The sequence below is a fragment of the Actinomyces glycerinitolerans genome (assembly GCF_900098745.1).
GTDB classification, from domain to species: domain Bacteria; phylum Actinomycetota; class Actinomycetes; order Actinomycetales; family Actinomycetaceae; genus Actinomyces; species Actinomyces glycerinitolerans.
Window position 1 is genome coordinate 154037 of record NZ_FQTT01000014.1, and the last position, 15134, is coordinate 169170.

Consider the following 15134-nt stretch of genomic DNA (forward strand, 5'->3'; position numbering starts at 1 on the left):
CTGGCAGCCGCCGCCCCGCGCCTGGCGGCTGCGACCGTCCTGCCACGATAGATTGGGGACCTATGAGCAACCACGCCTACGAGTCGGCCGCACGGCTGCGCCCACACCGGTGCGCGCCCACGCCCCTGAGCGACCTCGCCCGGGACTTCGCGCTGACCCCCGCCCGGCGTGAGGACGGCGTCGTCGACGCCGTGGAGGGACTGGAGGTCAGCGGCGTCAGCGTCGACTCCGGTGACGTGGTCGCCGGCGAACTGTTCACCGCCCTGCCCGGATTCAAGACCCACGGGGCCGCCTACGCCCCCGAGGCCGTTGCCGCCGGAGCCGTGGCCGTCCTGACCGACCCGGACGGCGCGGCCATGGTGCACGCCAACTGCCCCGGCACCCCCGTGCTCACCCACCCCGATCCGCGCGCCGTCGTCGGCCCGCTCGCCGCCGCCGTCTACCACCACCCGGCGGAGCGGCTACTGACCACCGCGGTCACCGGTACGAATGGCAAGACCACCACCTCCTACTTCCTCGACGCCATGCTGACGGCTCACTGGGGCGCCTGCATGATCGCCGGGACCGTCCAACTGCGGGTGGGTGACATCGCGGTCGAGTCCCCGCGCACCACCGTGGAGGCGCCGGTGCTGCAGCGCATGCTCGCCCTGGCGGTGGAGGAGGGCGTGGGTGCCGCCAGCCTGGAGGCCTCCAGCCACGCCATCGTGCTGCACCGCCTGGACGGGATGGTGGTGGATGTCGCCGGTTTCACCAACCTGCAGCGCGACCACCTGGACTTCCACAAGACCATGCCGGAGTACCTGGACGCCAAGGCACGGCTGTTCACGCCCGAGCACGCCCGCCGCGCCGTGATCTGCGTCGACGACGAGTGGGGCGCCCAGCTGGCCGAGCGCATCGCCGTCGCCGGGCAGGTCCCGGTCGACCGGGTGCGCGCTTACGCCGCCCCCGGGGGGCGGGATGCCGCCGGCGCCGACTGGTGGGTCAGCGACGCGGCGGTCTCCATGACCGACTCCGCCACCACCTTCACTCTGCACGGCCCGGACGGGCAGGCCATCGCCGCCTCCTGCCCCCTGCCCGGCCTCGTCAACGTCCAAAACGCCGCGCTCGCCCTGGTGATGGCCATCCGCGCCGGCGTCCCGGCCGAGACCGCCGTGGCCGCGCTGGCCACCGCCCACAACATCCCCGGCCGTATGCAGCGCATCAGCCAGCGCGACGGCGTGCGCGGCACCTGCATCGTCGACTTCGCCCATACCCCCGACGCCATGGAGCTGACCCTCCGGGCCGTCCGCCAGATCACCCCCGGCCGCCTGATCGTGGTCTTCGGCTCCGACGGCGACCGCGACCGCGGCAAGCGGCCCATGCTCGGGGAGGTCTGCGCCCGGCTCGCCGACGTGCTGGTGGTCACCGACGAGAACCCCCGCAGCGAGGACCCGCAGTCCATCCGCGACGCGATCCTCGCCGGCGTGCGCAAGGTTCGTCCCGACCTGCACGACGTGGAGGAGATCACCACCTGGCGGGGTGACGCCGTGCGCCGCGGAGTCGAGCTGTGCGGCCCCCAGGACACCGTCATCGTCACCGGCAAGGGGCATGAGCCCTTCCTGGAGATCGCCGACGAGTTCATCCGCTACAACGACGCGCCCGTCATGCGCGAGGCGGTCCTGGACAAGTGGGGAGAGCCCGCATGATTGACCGCCCCCTGACCGAGGTTGTCGCCCTCACCGGCGGCACCCTGGTGGACGCCGAGGCCGTTCCCGCACCGGGGGCGACCGTGTCCGCGGTGGTGACGGACTCCCGCCGGGCCGCGCCCGGCACCCTGTTCGTCGCCCTCGCCGGTGAGCGCACCGACGGGCACGCCCACGTCGGCACCGCAGCCGTCGCCGGGGCCGCCGCCGCACTCGTCAGCGACGTGGACGCCGCCCGTGCCGCCCTGGCCGATGCCGGTGCCCGCCTGCCGCTGATCGCGGTTCCGGACACGGTGACCGCGCTCGGGGCACTGGCCCGCGGGCACCTGGCCGACCTGCGCCACCGGGCCGTGCAGCGCGGCCAGGCGCTGACCGTCGTGGCCGTCACCGGCTCGGTCGGCAAGACCACCACCAAGGACCTGACCCGGCAGCTGCTCGCCGCCCAGGGCCCCACCGTCGCCCCGATCGCCTCCTTCAACAATGAGATCGGCCTGCCGCTCACCGTCCTGGAGGCCGACGCCGACACCCGCTACCTGGTGTTGGAGATGGGCGCCTCCGGACCCGGTCACATCACCTACCTGACCGACATCGCGCCGCTGGACGCCGCCGCCGTGCTCATGGTCGGTCACGCCCACATGGAGGGCTTCGGCTCGATCGACGGCGTGGCCCGCGCCAAGGCGGAGATCGTGCGCGGGCTTTTGCCCACCGGCACCGCCGTGCTCAACCACGACGACGCCCGCGCCGCCGCCATGGCCGAGCTCGCCCCCGCGGTGCTCACCTTCTCCGCCGCCGGCGCCCCCGAGGCGGATATCCGCGCCACCGCGGTTGAATTGGACGCGGATGCCCACGCCGGCTTCGAGCTGCACCTGCCGGGGATCGCCCCCCGCCGCGTCCGCCTGGCCGTCCCCGGCGCCCACAACGTGGCCAACGCCCTGGCCGCCGCCGGCCTGGCCGTGGCCGCCGGCGCCGACCCGGCCGCAGTCGCCGCCGACCTCGGCGCCGCCCGCCTGGAGAGTCCCCACCGCATGGACGTGAACCACCTGGGGCGGGACGTGCTGCTGATCGACGACGCGTACAACGCCAACATCGATTCCATGACGTCCGCCTTCGACTCCCTGGCCACGTTGGCCGGCGGCCGCCGGCGAGTCGCCATCATCTCCGAGATGCTGGAGCTGGGGGCCGCGTCCGTGGCCGACCACGTCCGCACCGGACAGCTGGCCGCCCAGGCCGGTGTCGGCCTGCTGATCACCGTCGGCGCCGGCGCCGCGCCGGCCGCGGTATCCGCCCGAGCCGCAGGCGTAACGGTGCTGGAGATGCCCGACGCCGATGCCGCCCAGGCGGCCCTGGATGCCCCCGACGGCCCGCTGCGCGACGGCGACGCCGTCCTGGTAAAGGGATCCAACGGGTCGGGCGCGTGGCGCCTGGCCGACCACCTCCGAGACAGTCTCAAGGAGATGCACGCCCAATGACAGCAATCCTCGTGTCCGCGGCGGTCGGCCTGCTGATCACCCTGTTCGGCACCCCCGTGCTCATCCGCTTCCTGCACAAGCGCGAGTACGGGCAGTTCATCCGGCAGGACGGCCCACAGGGCCACTTCACCAAGCGCGGCACCCCCACCATGGGGGGACTGGTCATCATCATCGCCACCGTGCTCGGCTACGCGGCGGCCAACCTCAGTGAACTGCGCACGCCGCGCGCGAGCGGTGTGCTGCTGCTGTTCCTGATCGTGGGGCTGGGACTGATCGGCTTCCTGGACGACTTCGCCAAGATCTCCAAGCAGCGCTCCCTGGGCCTGAGCCCCTGGCAGAAGATTCTCGGCCAGGCCTTCATCGGCATCACCTTCTCGGTAGCCGCCCTGAACTTCGCCAACCGCAACGGGCTCACCCCCGCCTCCACGCGCATTTCCTTCGCCCGCGACTCGAATCTGGATCTCGCCTTCGCCGGCGCCGTCGGCGGCATCATCCTGTTCACCATCTGGTCGAACTTCCTGATCACCGCCTGGTCCAACGCCGTCAACCTCACCGACGGGCTGGACGGCCTGGCCGCCGGCTCCTCCGCCATGGTGTTCGCCGCCTACACCCTCATTGGCGTGTGGCAGACCAACCAGTCCTGCACCTACGGGCACGGCGACGTGGTCGCCACCCTGTGCTATCAGACCCGGGACCCGCGTGACATGGCCATGATCGCCGCCGGACTCATGGGCGCCTGCTTCGGCTTCCTGTGGTGGAACGCCTCGCCGGCGAAGATCTTCATGGGCGACACCGGTTCCCTCGCGCTGGGCGGCGCCGTGGCCGGGCTGTCCATCCTCACCCGCACGGAGTTCCTGGCGGTGCTCATCGGCGGACTGTTCGTGGCCGAGGTCGTCAGCGACATCGTCCAGGTGGTCTCCTTCAAGTCCACGGGCAAACGCGTGTTCCGCATGGCCCCGCTGCACCACCACTTCGAGCTGGGCGGCTGGACCGAGGTCAACGTGGTGATCCGCTTCTGGATCGTCACCGGCGTGTTCGTGGTACTCGGCCTGGGCCTGTTCTACGCCGAATACCTGGTGTCCTGAAAACCTGCCGTGCGCCCGCCGCCGCGGCCAGCCCGCGGCCCAAGTAGCCGAAACGTGAAGCAGAGGTCATGCAAGCAGACATCTCCAGCAGCACCGGGGTCGCGGCACTCGCCGGGGCGCGCGTGGGCGTGGTCGGGCTCGGCCGCACCGGACTCGCCGTCGTCGACGTACTGACCGGCCTGGGCGCCCGCGTGTCCGTATTCGACTCCCGCCCCGGCGCCATCGACGCCCTGCCGGATGCGCTCGGTGCCGACACGGCCGCCGGCCTGGCCGGCGCCACCGCCGGCGACGACGCGCACATCGCCGCCGCCGTCGCGGACTCCGACCTGCGCCTGCTGGTGGTCTCACCGGGTGTGCCCGCCACCGGCCCCGTCCTGGCCGCCGCCCGCGCCGCCCACATCGAGACCTGGAGCGAGATTGAGCTGGCCTGGCGCCTCCAGCGCGCCTCCGCCCGCCCCGACGTGCCCTGGCTGGCCGTCACCGGCACCGACGGCAAGACCACCACCGTCGGCATGCTCGCGCAGATCCTTACGGCCGCCGGCTTGAACGCGTCCGCGGTCGGCAATATCGGCGACCCCGTCATCACCACCGTCGCCGCCGGGAGGGCGGACGCCCTGGCCGTGGAACTGTCGAGCTTCCAGCTGCACTCCACCCACACCCTCAGGCCGCTGGCCGCGGCCTGCCTCAACCTCGCCCCCGACCACCTGGACTGGCACGGCTCCCTGGACGCCTACCGGGCAGACAAGGCCCGCGTCTACGCCCGCACCCGCCGGGCCGCCGTCTACAACACCGCCGACGCCGCCACCCTGACCATGGTGGAGGACGCCGATGTGGCCGAGGGCTGCCGCGCCATCGGCTTCACCACCGCCATCCCCGCCCTCGGGCAGATCGGCTGCGTGGAGGACCTGCTCATAGACCGCGCCTACCACCCCGACCGGCGCCGCAGCGGGGCCCAGCTCGCCACCCTGGACGACCTGGCCCACCTGGCCCCCGGCGGCGACGCCACCCGCCTGCCCGCCCACGTCGTCGCCGACGCCCTGGCCGCCGCCGCCCTGGCCCTGGCCACCGACGCCGTCGCCGCCGACCCGACCGCAATCGCCCGCGGCCTGCGCGCCTACCAGCCGGGCGCTCACCGCATCGTCACCGTCGCCGAGGCCGGTGGCGTTACCTGGATCGACGACTCCAAGGCCACCAACCCCCACTCCGCCCAGGCCGCCCTGACCGCCCTGCCGCCCGGCACCGGCGTGTGGATCGTCGGTGGTGACACCAAGGGCGCCAGCTTCGACGAGCTCGTGCGCGCGGTCCGTCCGCACCTGCGCGGCGCCGTCGTGATCGGTCGGGACCAGCGCGCCGTGGCGGGGGCGTTGGCCCGCCAGGCTCCGGGCCTGCCCGTGACCACGATCCCGGACGGGAACCCCCAGGACGTCACCGACGCCGCGGTGGCCGCGGCCGCCGCCCTGGCCCGCCCGGGCGACACCGTCATGCTTGCGCCCGCCTGCGCCTCCTGGGACCAGTTCGACTCCTACGCCCAGCGCGGTGACCTGTTCGCCCAGGCCGCCGCCCGGGCCGCCGACGGCGAGGTTCGGCACTGACATGGCCGCCGACAAGCCCACCCCCCGCCGCCGTGGGTCCGATCGCCGGCGCCGCCTGCGGGGCAAGGACGGCCCGGTCAAGGGCGAGGGCAGCACCCTGAGCTACTACGCCCTGCTCATCGCCACGCTGGCTCTGCTCGCGTTCGGACTCATCATGGTCTTCTCGGTGCAGTCGGTCACCACCGCCGCCGAGGGCGGCAACGCCTTCACCGCCTTCACCAAATACCTGGCGTTCGCCGCCGTCGGCCTGGTGGGCATGGTGGTGCTCTCCCGGCTGCCGCTGCGGGCACTCAAGCGCCTGGCCTGGCCCGCGCTGCTGCTAGCCTTCGCGCTGCAACTGCTGGTGTTCGTGCCCGGCATCGGCATCGACGTGTACGGGAACCGGAACTGGATCGCCCTGCCCGCCGGCCTGGGCACCGCCCAGCCCTCGGAGTTCATCAAGCTGGGGCTGTGCCTGTACCTGGGCGCCACGGTCTCCGCCCGGCGGGACGCCTTCCTGGGGGGCGTGAACAGCTGGCCCAAGTTCGCGCGCTTTGGCGGCTGGATCCTGCTGCCCGCCGGCATCGGCATTGGCCTGGTCATGGCCGGTGGCGACCTGGGCACCGTGATCGTGCTGACGGCCCTAGTTGCCGGCGCCCTGTGGCTGGGGGGACTCGGCTGGCGCTGGTTCGCCGCCCTGGGGCTGGTGGGCATGGTCGGCTTCGCGGGCGCCTCCATGCTGTCCGCCAACCGCCGCGCCCGCATCCTCGCCTGGCTGCATCCGGAGCGCTACGACCCCCTCGACGTCGGCTACCAGCCCCTGCACGGGCGCTACGCCCTGGGTACCGGAGGCTGGTGGGGGGTGGGTCCCGGCTCCTCCCGGCAGAAGTGGGGCTACCTGACTCAGGCGGACTCCGACTACATCTTCGCCGTCCTCGGGGAGGAGTTCGGACTGGTGGGAACCCTGCTGGTGATACTCCTGTTCGCCGTGGTCGGCTGGTGCTGCCTGCGCATCATCCGTCGCTCCGACTCCCTGTACGCGGCCGTGGTCGTCGGTGGCATCATGACCTGGATCGTCGGCCAGGCCCTGATCAACATGTCCGTGGTGGTCGGCCTGCTGCCCGTGCTGGGCGTGCCGCTGCCGCTGATCAGCGCGGGCGGCTCCGCGCTCGTGTCCGTGCTGTTCGCCGTCGGGGTGCTGCTCGCCTTCGCCCGCAACGAGCCCGGCGCGCCCGAGGCGCTGCGCTCCCGCAGCGGCGCCGTACGCCGTACCCTGGCCGTCATCGCCCCGCGCAGGAGGAAACGTGTCTGACACTCCCACCCCCGAACCCGCCGCGGACGGCCCCACCGGCCGGCCACTGCGTGTGCTGCTGGCCGGCGGCGGCACCGCCGGTCACGTCAACCCCCTGCTGGCGACGGCCGCCGCCCTGCGCGACGACACCAGCGGCGGCGACCCGGACACCGACATCCTGGTGCTGGGGACCAAGGAGGGGCTGGAGGAACGGCTCGTCCCCGAGGCCGGCTACCCCCTGGCCCATGTGCCGCGCGTGCCCATGCCGCGGCGTCCCACCGGCGACCTGCTGCTGCTGCCACGGCGCCTGCACCGCGCCGTCGACGCCGCCGGCCAGGCCATCGCACAGGTTGGTGCCGACGTCGTGGTCGGCTTCGGCGGATTCGTCTCCACCCCCGCCTACCTGGCGGCCCGCAGCGCCGGCGTGCCTGTGGTCATCCACGAGCAGAACGCCCGCCCCGGCCTGGCCAACCGGCTCGGGGCCCGCTGGGCCGCCGCCGTCGCCCTCACCTTCGCCTCCACCCCGCTGGCCGCCACGCACGGCCGCACCGAGGTCACTGGCCTGCCGCTGCGCCCCGCCATCGGCGCCCTGGCCGCCCGCCTCAATGACGATGCCGACGCCGTCCGCCGCGAGGGTGCCGCCGCCCTCGGCCTGGACCCGGCCGCCCCGACCCTGCTGGTCACCGGCGGATCGCTGGGCGCACAGCACCTCAACGAGGTCCTGTGCGACTGCGCCGCCCGCCTGCCGGAGAACCTGCAGGTGCTGCACCTGACCGGCCGCGGGAAGGACGCCCCGGTGCGCGCCGCCCTGGAGCGGGCCGCGGCGGGCGCCCCCGGGCTGTTGGAGCGCTACCACGTGCTGGACTACCTCACCACCATGGAGCAGGCCTATGCGTGCGCCGACGGCGTCATCTGCCGCTCCGGCGCCGGCACCGTCGCCGAGCTCACCGCCCTGGGGCTGCCCGCCCTCTACGTTCCCCTGCCCATCGGCAACGGGGAGCAGCGCCTGAACGCCGCCGACTGCGTGGCCGCGGGCGGCGGGACGCTGGTTAACGACGCCGACCTGAGCGGTGACGACGTGCTGGCCTTCACCGGCCTGCTCACCGACCCGACCCGCCGCGCCCAGGCCGCGGCTGCCGCCGCCTCCACCGGGGTGCGCGACGGCGCCGCCCGTCTGGCCGCGCTGATCCGCGCCGCCGCCGGCCGCGTGCCCGGCACGGCGCAGGCCGACGAGAACCAGGAGCCAGGCCAGTGACCAATCCACAGCTGTCCAACCCCGCCGCCGGAGCGGACCAGGCGCACACAGACAAGGCGCCCACGGATCTGGCCGGTCACGCCTTCCACCTGATCGGCGTGGGCGGCGCCGGCATGAGCGTGGTGGCTCAGATCCTGGCGGCGCGGGGCGCCGCCGTGACCGGCTCGGACGCCCACGGCGGCGACGCCTACGAGCAACTGCGTCAACAGGGCCTGAAGGTGCACCTGGGCCACGCCGCCGCCAACGTGCCGGAGGCCGCCACCGTGGTGGTGTCCACCGCCATCAAGGAGACCAACCCGGAGCTGCGCGCCGCCCGCGAACGCGGCCAGGAGGTCATCCACCGCTCCCAGGCCCTCGCCCTGGCGGCCCGCGGTCGCGATTTCGTGGCCGTCGCCGGTGCCCACGGCAAGACCACCACCTCCGGCATGCTCGCCCAGGCGCTGTCGACCGCCGGGCAGGACCCCTCCTTCGCGATCGGGGGAGTGGTCCGCTCCCTGCACACCGGCGCCCACTACGGGGCCGGGCCCGCCTTCGTCGCCGAGGCCGACGAGTCCGACCGCTCCTTCCTCAACTACGCCCCCACCGTCGAGATCGTCACCAACATTGAGCCCGACCACCTCGACAACTACGGCACCCCGGAGGCCTTCGCCGCCGCCTTCGTCGACTTCGCCGCGCGCCTGGTCCCCGGCGGACTGCTGATCGCCTGCGCCGACGACCCCGGCGCCCTGGACCTGGCCCGCACGGCCGCCGCCGCCGGCACCCGCGTGACCACCTACGGCACCACCACCCCCGCGGACATCCCCGGCGGCCCGGTGCCGGGTGCGGCCCACGTGCGCGTGGAGGTGATCGCCCGCAGCGCCACCGGCACGCAGGCATCCCTGACCCGCTGGGACGCCGACGCCGTCGCCGCGGGCTCCGGCCCGAGCTCGCAGCCGGTGTCGCTGGAACTGTCCCTTCCCGGCGACCATGTCGCCCTGGACGCCGCCGCCGCGTGGGAGGCCGGCTGTGAGCTGGGCGTGCAGTCGACGGCCATGGCTCGTGCCCTGAGCGAATTCGGCGGCACCGGGCGCCGCTTCGAGGATCGCGGTGAGGCGGCCGGGGTCCGCGTCATCGATGACTACGCCCACCATCCCACCGAGATCGAGGCGCTGCTGGCGGCTGCACGTGAGGTCGCCGACGCCCGCGGTGGGCGCGTGGTGGCCCTGTTCCAGCCGCATCTGTTCTCGCGCACCCGCAACTTCGCCGACCGCTTCGGCGCGGCCCTGGCCGGCGCCGACCGCGTGATCGTCACCGCGATCTACCCGGCCCGCGAGGCCCAGGCGGACTTCCCCGACGTCACCGGCCAGATCGTCGTCGACCGCACCCCGGGCGACGCTCGCTACATCGCCGACCCGTATGCCGCCGCCCGGGCGGCCGCGGCTGCCGCCCAACCCGGCGACCTGATCCTGACCATCGGCGCGGGTGACGTCACTCGGCTGGGCCCCGTCATCCTGGAGGCGCTCGCCGAGCGCAGCGCCTCGGCATGATGCGCAAGCCGACCCCGCCGCGCCCGCGCGGCCCCGAAACGGAACCGGAGCCGGATTCGGCCGCGGCCGAATTGAGCGTGCACGATGACGGCGGGCCCGCCCTTCCCGTCCGGGGCGAGCACCGCGACCGGGTCGTGTCCACCGGGCTGACCGACCGGCTCGATGAGCGCCGTCGCGCCCGCCGCCGGCTGCGTCGCGGTCGGCTGGTGCGTGCCGTCGCCCTGGTGGCGGCCTTGGTCCTGCTGGGGTGGGGGGCGCTGTTCTCACCGCTGCTGGCCCTGCGCACCACCGACATCACCGTGACGGGAGCCGACGACACTGTCGATGCCGCCGCGGTGCAGCAGGCGCTCGCCGACCACGCCGGCCAGTCCCTGCTGCGGCTGAACGTCGGCGCCTTGGGCGATGAGGTTGCCGACTCCCTGGTGCGGGTGAAGTCGGCGGCGGTGACCCGCTCCTGGCCGCACGGCCTGGCGGTGCGGCTGACCCTGCGGGTGCCCGTCGCCGCCCGGCCCACGGATGCCGGATACCAGGTGCTCGATGGTGAGGCCGTGGTCCTTGAGACCGTCGAGCAGGCGCCGGACGACCTGGCCGTGATCCAGACCCAGCCGGGGCAGGAGCTGTCCGAGGTACAGGTTTCGGCAGTGACCGAGGCGATCGGCAGCCTGGACGCCGACGTACGCGCACAGGTTGCCAAGGGCGCCGTCTCGGACACCGGGCAGGTGACCTTGACGTTGACCGGCGGCGCCACCGTGGTGTGGGGGCAGTCCACCGACAACGAGCTCAAGGCACGGGTGCTGGCGGTGCTGCTCGACCAGGAGGCGCAGACCTACGACGTGTCCAGTCCGCACAGTCCCACCACCTCCTGACACGCCGAACTCAAATACGCCTGCGGCGGGCCAGGGGCCCATAGCGTTGGGCACGTCATCGGAAGAATGACATAAGTATAGACCTCGACTTCAGGTTGAAGGTTGAGGGGAGTCCTTGGACTCGGCACCAAACGCGGAGGCAGACAGTGGCGGAATCGCAGCACTATCAAGCAGTCATCAAGGTGGTGGGCGTCGGCGGCGGCGGCGTCAATGCCGTCAACCGCATGATCGAGGCCGGCTTGCGCGGCGTCGAGTTCATCGCCGTCAATACCGACGCGCAGGCGCTGCTCATGTCCGACGCCGACACCAAGCTCGACGTCGGCCGCAACCTCACCCGCGGCCTCGGCGCCGGCGCCGACCCGACCATCGGCCGCAAGGCCGCCGAGGACCACGAGGACGACATCCAGGAGGCCCTCGAGGGCGCCGACATGGTCTTCGTCACCGCCGGCGAGGGTGGCGGCACCGGCACCGGTGCCGCCCCGATCGTCGCCAAGATCGCCCGCTCCCTGGGCGCGCTGACCATCGGCGTGGTCACTCGGCCCTTCGCCTTCGAGGGGAGGCGGCGCGCCATGCAGGCCGAGGACGGCGTCACCAACCTGCGCGCCGAGGTGGACACCCTCATCGTCATCCCCAACGACCGGCTGCTGCAGATCGCCGACCGCAACATCAGTGTCGTCGACGCCTTCAAGCAGGCCGACCAGGTGCTGCTACAGGGTGTCCAGGGCATTACCGAACTCATCACCACGCCCGGCCTGATCAACGTTGACTTCAACGACGTCAAGTCCGTCATGCAGGACGCCGGCAGCGCCCTGATGGGTATCGGCTCCGCCACCGGCGAGGATCGTGCCCTGACCGCCACCGAGCAGGCCATCGCCTCCCCGCTGCTCGAGTCCTCCATCGACGGCGCCCACGGCGTTCTGCTCTTCTTCCAGGGCGGCAGCGATCTGGGACTGTTCGAGATCTCCGAGGCGGCCAACCTGGTGCGCGAGGCGGTCCACCCCGAGGCCAACATCATCTTCGGCAACGTGGTCGACGGCGCCCTTGGCGACGAGGTGCGCGTCACCGTCATCGCCGCCGGCTTCGACGAGGAGGGCCCCGCGGACTCCGCTGCCGACGCGGCGGCCCCTCTGTCGCGCGCGGCCGCTACGGCCCGCCCCGCCCCTAGCCCCGCCACCCCGGCGCGCGGCGCCCACGCGGCCGAGAACCCGATCACCCGCCCCGTTCCGGCCGTCCCCGCCCCCACTACGGCGGAGGTGCCGACCTACGTCGACGACTCCCAGCCCGAGGCGGAGCCGGAGCTGACCGTGCCTCGGGTCATCGGCGTGGACGCCGAGAAGGACGACATCGACCTGCCCGACTTCCTGCGCTGAACCGTGGCGGAAGGGGCAGTAGCGGATGCGCTGATCGCCGTCGACATGGGCGACGGCGCCCGCGGCTACTTCACCACCCGCGCGCCCGCACCGGCGGGGGAGGGCGGCCCGTATGCGGGCTTCAACCTCGCCCTCCACGTCGGTGACGACTCCGTCCGGGTTGAGGCTCACCGCCGCCGCCTCGCTCGGGCGCTGGGCGTTGTTCCCGACGCGGCGGAAGCCGCGCCCGGTGCCGGTGGCCGTGCAGGCATCGCCTGGATGAACCAGGTGCACTCGGCCCGCATCGCCTCCGCCCAGGCCGACGCCGTGCCCACTGCCGATGCGCTGGTCCTGGATACCCGCACCCCACCCGCCGGCCCGGGCGGCTCCGGTCCGCTCCCGGCGGCGGCCGCGGCCGTGCTCGTGGCCGACTGCGTACCGCTGCTGCTGGCCAGCGCCGACGGCGCCGCGGTTGCCGCCGTCCACGCCGGCCGCCGCGGGTTCCTGGCCGGAATCGTCCCGGCGGCCGTGGCGGCCCTGGTCGCCGTCGGCGCGGAGCCCGCCGGCATCCGCGCTGCCATTGGACCGTCGATCTGTGGCGCCTGCTACGAGGTGGGCGCCGCGCTGCACGCCGAGGCCGCGGACCGTGAGCCCGCCTGCGCCAGCACCACGCGCTGGGGCACGCCCGGCATCGACCTGGCCGCCGGCATCACTGCCCAACTCGAACGCGCCGGCGTACGCCACATTCTCAACGTCCACTGCTGCACCTACGAGCAAACCGAGCTGTACTCCTACCGGCGCGACGGCGTGACCGGTCGTCAGGCCGGGATTGTGCTGCCGGCACCGGCGTAACGGCGCCGAATGGATACGGACGCGCCGATATCCGATGACACGCCGCAGTGAATCAGCCGCCAGTCCGTCGGCGCCCGATACCGTCAGCCTCGTCCGGACCGCAGGGAACCGGACGGACAAGGAGCAACTCTCATGAGCGCACTGCGTAAGATGACCAATTTCCTCGGCTACTCCGAGCCGATCGAAGAGGACTACGCCGACGCCCCCGAGGACACCCACGTGGACTTCACCCAGGGCCTGGCCGATGACTACACGGACCACGACGCCGGCAACGTCTACGAGGCCCCCTTCGAGGAGGCGCCCGCCTCGGCGGCGACCCCGGATCTGCGTCGCATCGTCACCGTGCACCCCTCCACCTACAACGAGGCCCGGGTGATCGGCGAGTCCTTCCGGGATGGCGTACCGGTCATCGTCAACCTCACCAACATGAGCGAGTCCGACGCCCGCCGCATGGTCGACTTCTCCGCCGGGCTGGTCTTCGGGCTGCACGGCGCCATCGAGCGGGTCACCCCGCGCGTGTTCCTGCTGACCCCGACTTCGGTCGAGATCGACGACGGCGAGGGCGCCGATGACGCCCACGGTCGCTTCTTCAACCAGAGTTGATCGGGCCGACCTGCGCAGCCCATGACCGCAATTGTCGTCTCGATCATTTCGAGCCTGCTCAACCTCTATATTCTGATCCTGCTGATCCGTGTGGTGTTGGATTGGATCCAGCTGTTCGCTCGTAGCTGGCGCCCCACCGGCGTCGTGCTGGTTCTGGCCAATGCCGTCTACGGGCTTACCGACCCGCCGCTGCGGCAGATCCGCCGCTTCGTGCCGCTGGTGCGCCTGGGCGGCGTCGGCATAGACCTGAGTTTCCTGGTCCTGTGGTTCGGAATCGTCATCGTCCGGCGCCTGCTCCTGCTGCTGGTGTGACGTTCAACGCGGTCGCTGGATCGAGGATGCGGCAGGAATTCAGCCCGAAGGCGACATACATCGCCGCATGTGATGGTAACGTGACATGTGGTCCGCCCCATGGCGCTAACGCAACACGGGGTGTGGCCGGTCCCTTCCGATTTAACTCGCATCAGGAGCTGAGCATCCCGACAGCATGAGGGCCGGTTCTCCGGTGCCCAATCAGTCCACCCCACGACGCTGAGGAGATCATCATCATGCCGCTGACCGCGGACGACGTCCTCAACAAGAAGCTTCCGACCACCCGATTCCGCGAAGGATACGGGCAGGAGGCAGTTGACGAGTTTCTTGATGAGGTGATCGCCGCCATGCGGAGTCTTGAGAACGAGTTGGCATCCGCGAAGGCCCGAGTTGCGCGCCTGGAGCGCGCCAATGCAAGGCTAAGGGGGCAGGCAGGGGCGACACCGGGCGCGTGACATGCGCCTCCGAATGTGGCCTGAACCTGGAGTTCAGGTAATCTGTCCGCATGAGTCGCCGGTCATCCGGTGCTCGTGGCATCTTCCGTAACGACACCGAGGTGACGACTATGACGCTGCTAACCGCAGACGACGTCCTCAATAAGAAGTTCCAGGCAACCAAGTTCCGCGAGGGATACGAGCAGGACGAGGTCGACGAGTTCCTTGATGAGGTCGTCGAGTCCATGCGTCAGCTTGAGGCCGAGAACGCCGACCTGAAGGCCAAGCTTGAGGCCGCGAACGCCCGCATCGCCGAGCTGGGTGAGGGCGCCCCGGCCGCGCCGGTCGCCGCGCGGGAGACCACGGTGGTGGAGCCCGTCGTCGAGCCGGCTCCCGTCGTGCCGGTCGCCGACGAGTCCCAGGAACCGGCGGCCGCCTCCGGCATGCTCGAGCTGGCCCAGCGCCTGCACGACGAGCACGTCGCCAACGGCAAGGCCGAGGGCGAGCGCATCATCGCCGAGGCCCGCGCCACCGGTGAGCAGGTCGTGCGCGAGGCCGAGGACCAGCGCAACCGCACCCTGGCGCAGCTGGAGAAGGAGCGCTCCGGCCTGGAGCACAAGATCGACGAACTGCGCCGCTTCGAGTCCGACTACCGCACGCGCCTGAAGAGCTACCTGCAGAACCTGCTGACCACCGTCGAGGACGGCAACGCGTCGGCCGCGCCCAGCCTGTAACGGCAGCGCCGACGCCGCAACCGCGTCATGACATCCGCCGGTCGGGGCGGCGGGCCCAGCCGGGCCGCCGCCCCGACCGGGTTCGTCTCTGCCGGGCGGTGGCAA

14 protein-coding genes are annotated in these 15134 nt (G+C 72.3%); all 14 read left to right on the top strand.

Annotated features, from left to right (window positions below):
* Nucleotides 1-62 precede the first annotated feature (62 nt).
* A complete protein-coding gene (locus ACGLYG10_RS13455) occupies nucleotides 63-1685 on the top strand; it encodes a UDP-N-acetylmuramoyl-L-alanyl-D-glutamate--2,6-diaminopimelate ligase (RefSeq protein WP_073333062.1) in 1623 nt (540 codons plus the stop codon).
* A complete protein-coding gene (locus ACGLYG10_RS13460) occupies nucleotides 1682-3151 on the top strand; it encodes a UDP-N-acetylmuramoyl-tripeptide--D-alanyl-D-alanine ligase (RefSeq protein WP_073333063.1) in 1470 nt (489 codons plus the stop codon). The genes ACGLYG10_RS13455 and ACGLYG10_RS13460 overlap by 4 nt, the downstream gene beginning before the upstream one ends.
* Nucleotides 3148-4236 carry a phospho-N-acetylmuramoyl-pentapeptide-transferase gene (gene mraY, locus ACGLYG10_RS13465; RefSeq protein WP_073333064.1) on the top strand — a complete coding sequence of 363 codons (1089 nt, stop codon included), beginning with the start codon at nucleotides 3148-3150 and terminating at the stop codon, nucleotides 4234-4236. The genes ACGLYG10_RS13460 and mraY overlap by 4 nt, the downstream gene beginning before the upstream one ends.
* Nucleotides 4237-4304: 68 nt before the next feature.
* On the top strand, nucleotides 4305-5828 hold the full coding sequence (murD, locus tag ACGLYG10_RS13470) for a UDP-N-acetylmuramoyl-L-alanine--D-glutamate ligase (RefSeq protein ID WP_073333065.1): 1524 nt from the start codon (nucleotides 4305-4307) through the stop codon (nucleotides 5826-5828).
* Nucleotide 5829: 1 nt separating this feature from the next.
* Nucleotides 5830-7119, top strand: coding sequence for a peptidoglycan glycosyltransferase FtsW (locus ACGLYG10_RS13475; RefSeq protein ID WP_073333066.1), 1290 nt, complete (start codon nucleotides 5830-5832; stop codon nucleotides 7117-7119).
* Entirely contained in the window at nucleotides 7112-8353 is a 1242-nt protein-coding gene (locus ACGLYG10_RS13480; RefSeq protein ID WP_073333068.1) for a UDP-N-acetylglucosamine--N-acetylmuramyl-(pentapeptide) pyrophosphoryl-undecaprenol N-acetylglucosamine transferase, read from the top strand. Before ACGLYG10_RS13475 ends, ACGLYG10_RS13480 begins: the two co-directional genes overlap by 8 nt.
* Entirely contained in the window at nucleotides 8350-9879 is a 1530-nt protein-coding gene (gene murC, locus ACGLYG10_RS13485; protein ID WP_432416231.1) for a UDP-N-acetylmuramate--L-alanine ligase, read from the top strand. Before ACGLYG10_RS13480 ends, murC begins: the two co-directional genes overlap by 4 nt.
* Nucleotides 9876-10745 carry a cell division protein FtsQ/DivIB gene (locus tag ACGLYG10_RS13490; RefSeq protein WP_139240997.1) on the top strand — a complete coding sequence of 290 codons (870 nt, stop codon included), beginning with the start codon at nucleotides 9876-9878 and terminating at the stop codon, nucleotides 10743-10745. Before murC ends, ACGLYG10_RS13490 begins: the two co-directional genes overlap by 4 nt.
* A 146-nt stretch (nucleotides 10746-10891) precedes the next feature.
* Nucleotides 10892-12115, top strand: a complete 1224-nt coding sequence (gene ftsZ / locus ACGLYG10_RS13495; protein WP_073333070.1) for a cell division protein FtsZ — start codon at nucleotides 10892-10894, stop codon at nucleotides 12113-12115.
* 45 nt (nucleotides 12116-12160) lie between these two features.
* Entirely contained in the window at nucleotides 12161-12946 is a 786-nt protein-coding gene (locus tag ACGLYG10_RS13500) for a purine nucleoside phosphorylase YfiH/LACC1 family protein (RefSeq protein ID WP_073333274.1), read from the top strand.
* A gap of 132 nt (nucleotides 12947-13078) precedes the next feature.
* Complete coding sequence (locus ACGLYG10_RS13505) at nucleotides 13079-13549, top strand: cell division protein SepF (RefSeq protein ID WP_073333072.1); 471 nt, start codon at nucleotides 13079-13081, stop codon at nucleotides 13547-13549.
* 21 nt (nucleotides 13550-13570) lie between these two features.
* Nucleotides 13571-13861: a YggT family protein gene (locus ACGLYG10_RS13510; RefSeq protein WP_073333074.1), complete on the top strand. Its 291-nt coding sequence runs from the start codon at nucleotides 13571-13573 to the stop codon at nucleotides 13859-13861.
* Between the two features lie 236 nt (nucleotides 13862-14097).
* Complete coding sequence (locus ACGLYG10_RS13515) at nucleotides 14098-14316, top strand: DivIVA domain-containing protein (protein WP_073333075.1); 219 nt, start codon at nucleotides 14098-14100, stop codon at nucleotides 14314-14316.
* A 110-nt stretch (nucleotides 14317-14426) separates the two neighbouring features.
* On the top strand, nucleotides 14427-15029 hold the full coding sequence (locus tag ACGLYG10_RS13520) for a DivIVA domain-containing protein (protein ID WP_073333078.1): 603 nt from the start codon (nucleotides 14427-14429) through the stop codon (nucleotides 15027-15029).
* Nucleotides 15030-15134 lie beyond the last annotated feature (105 nt).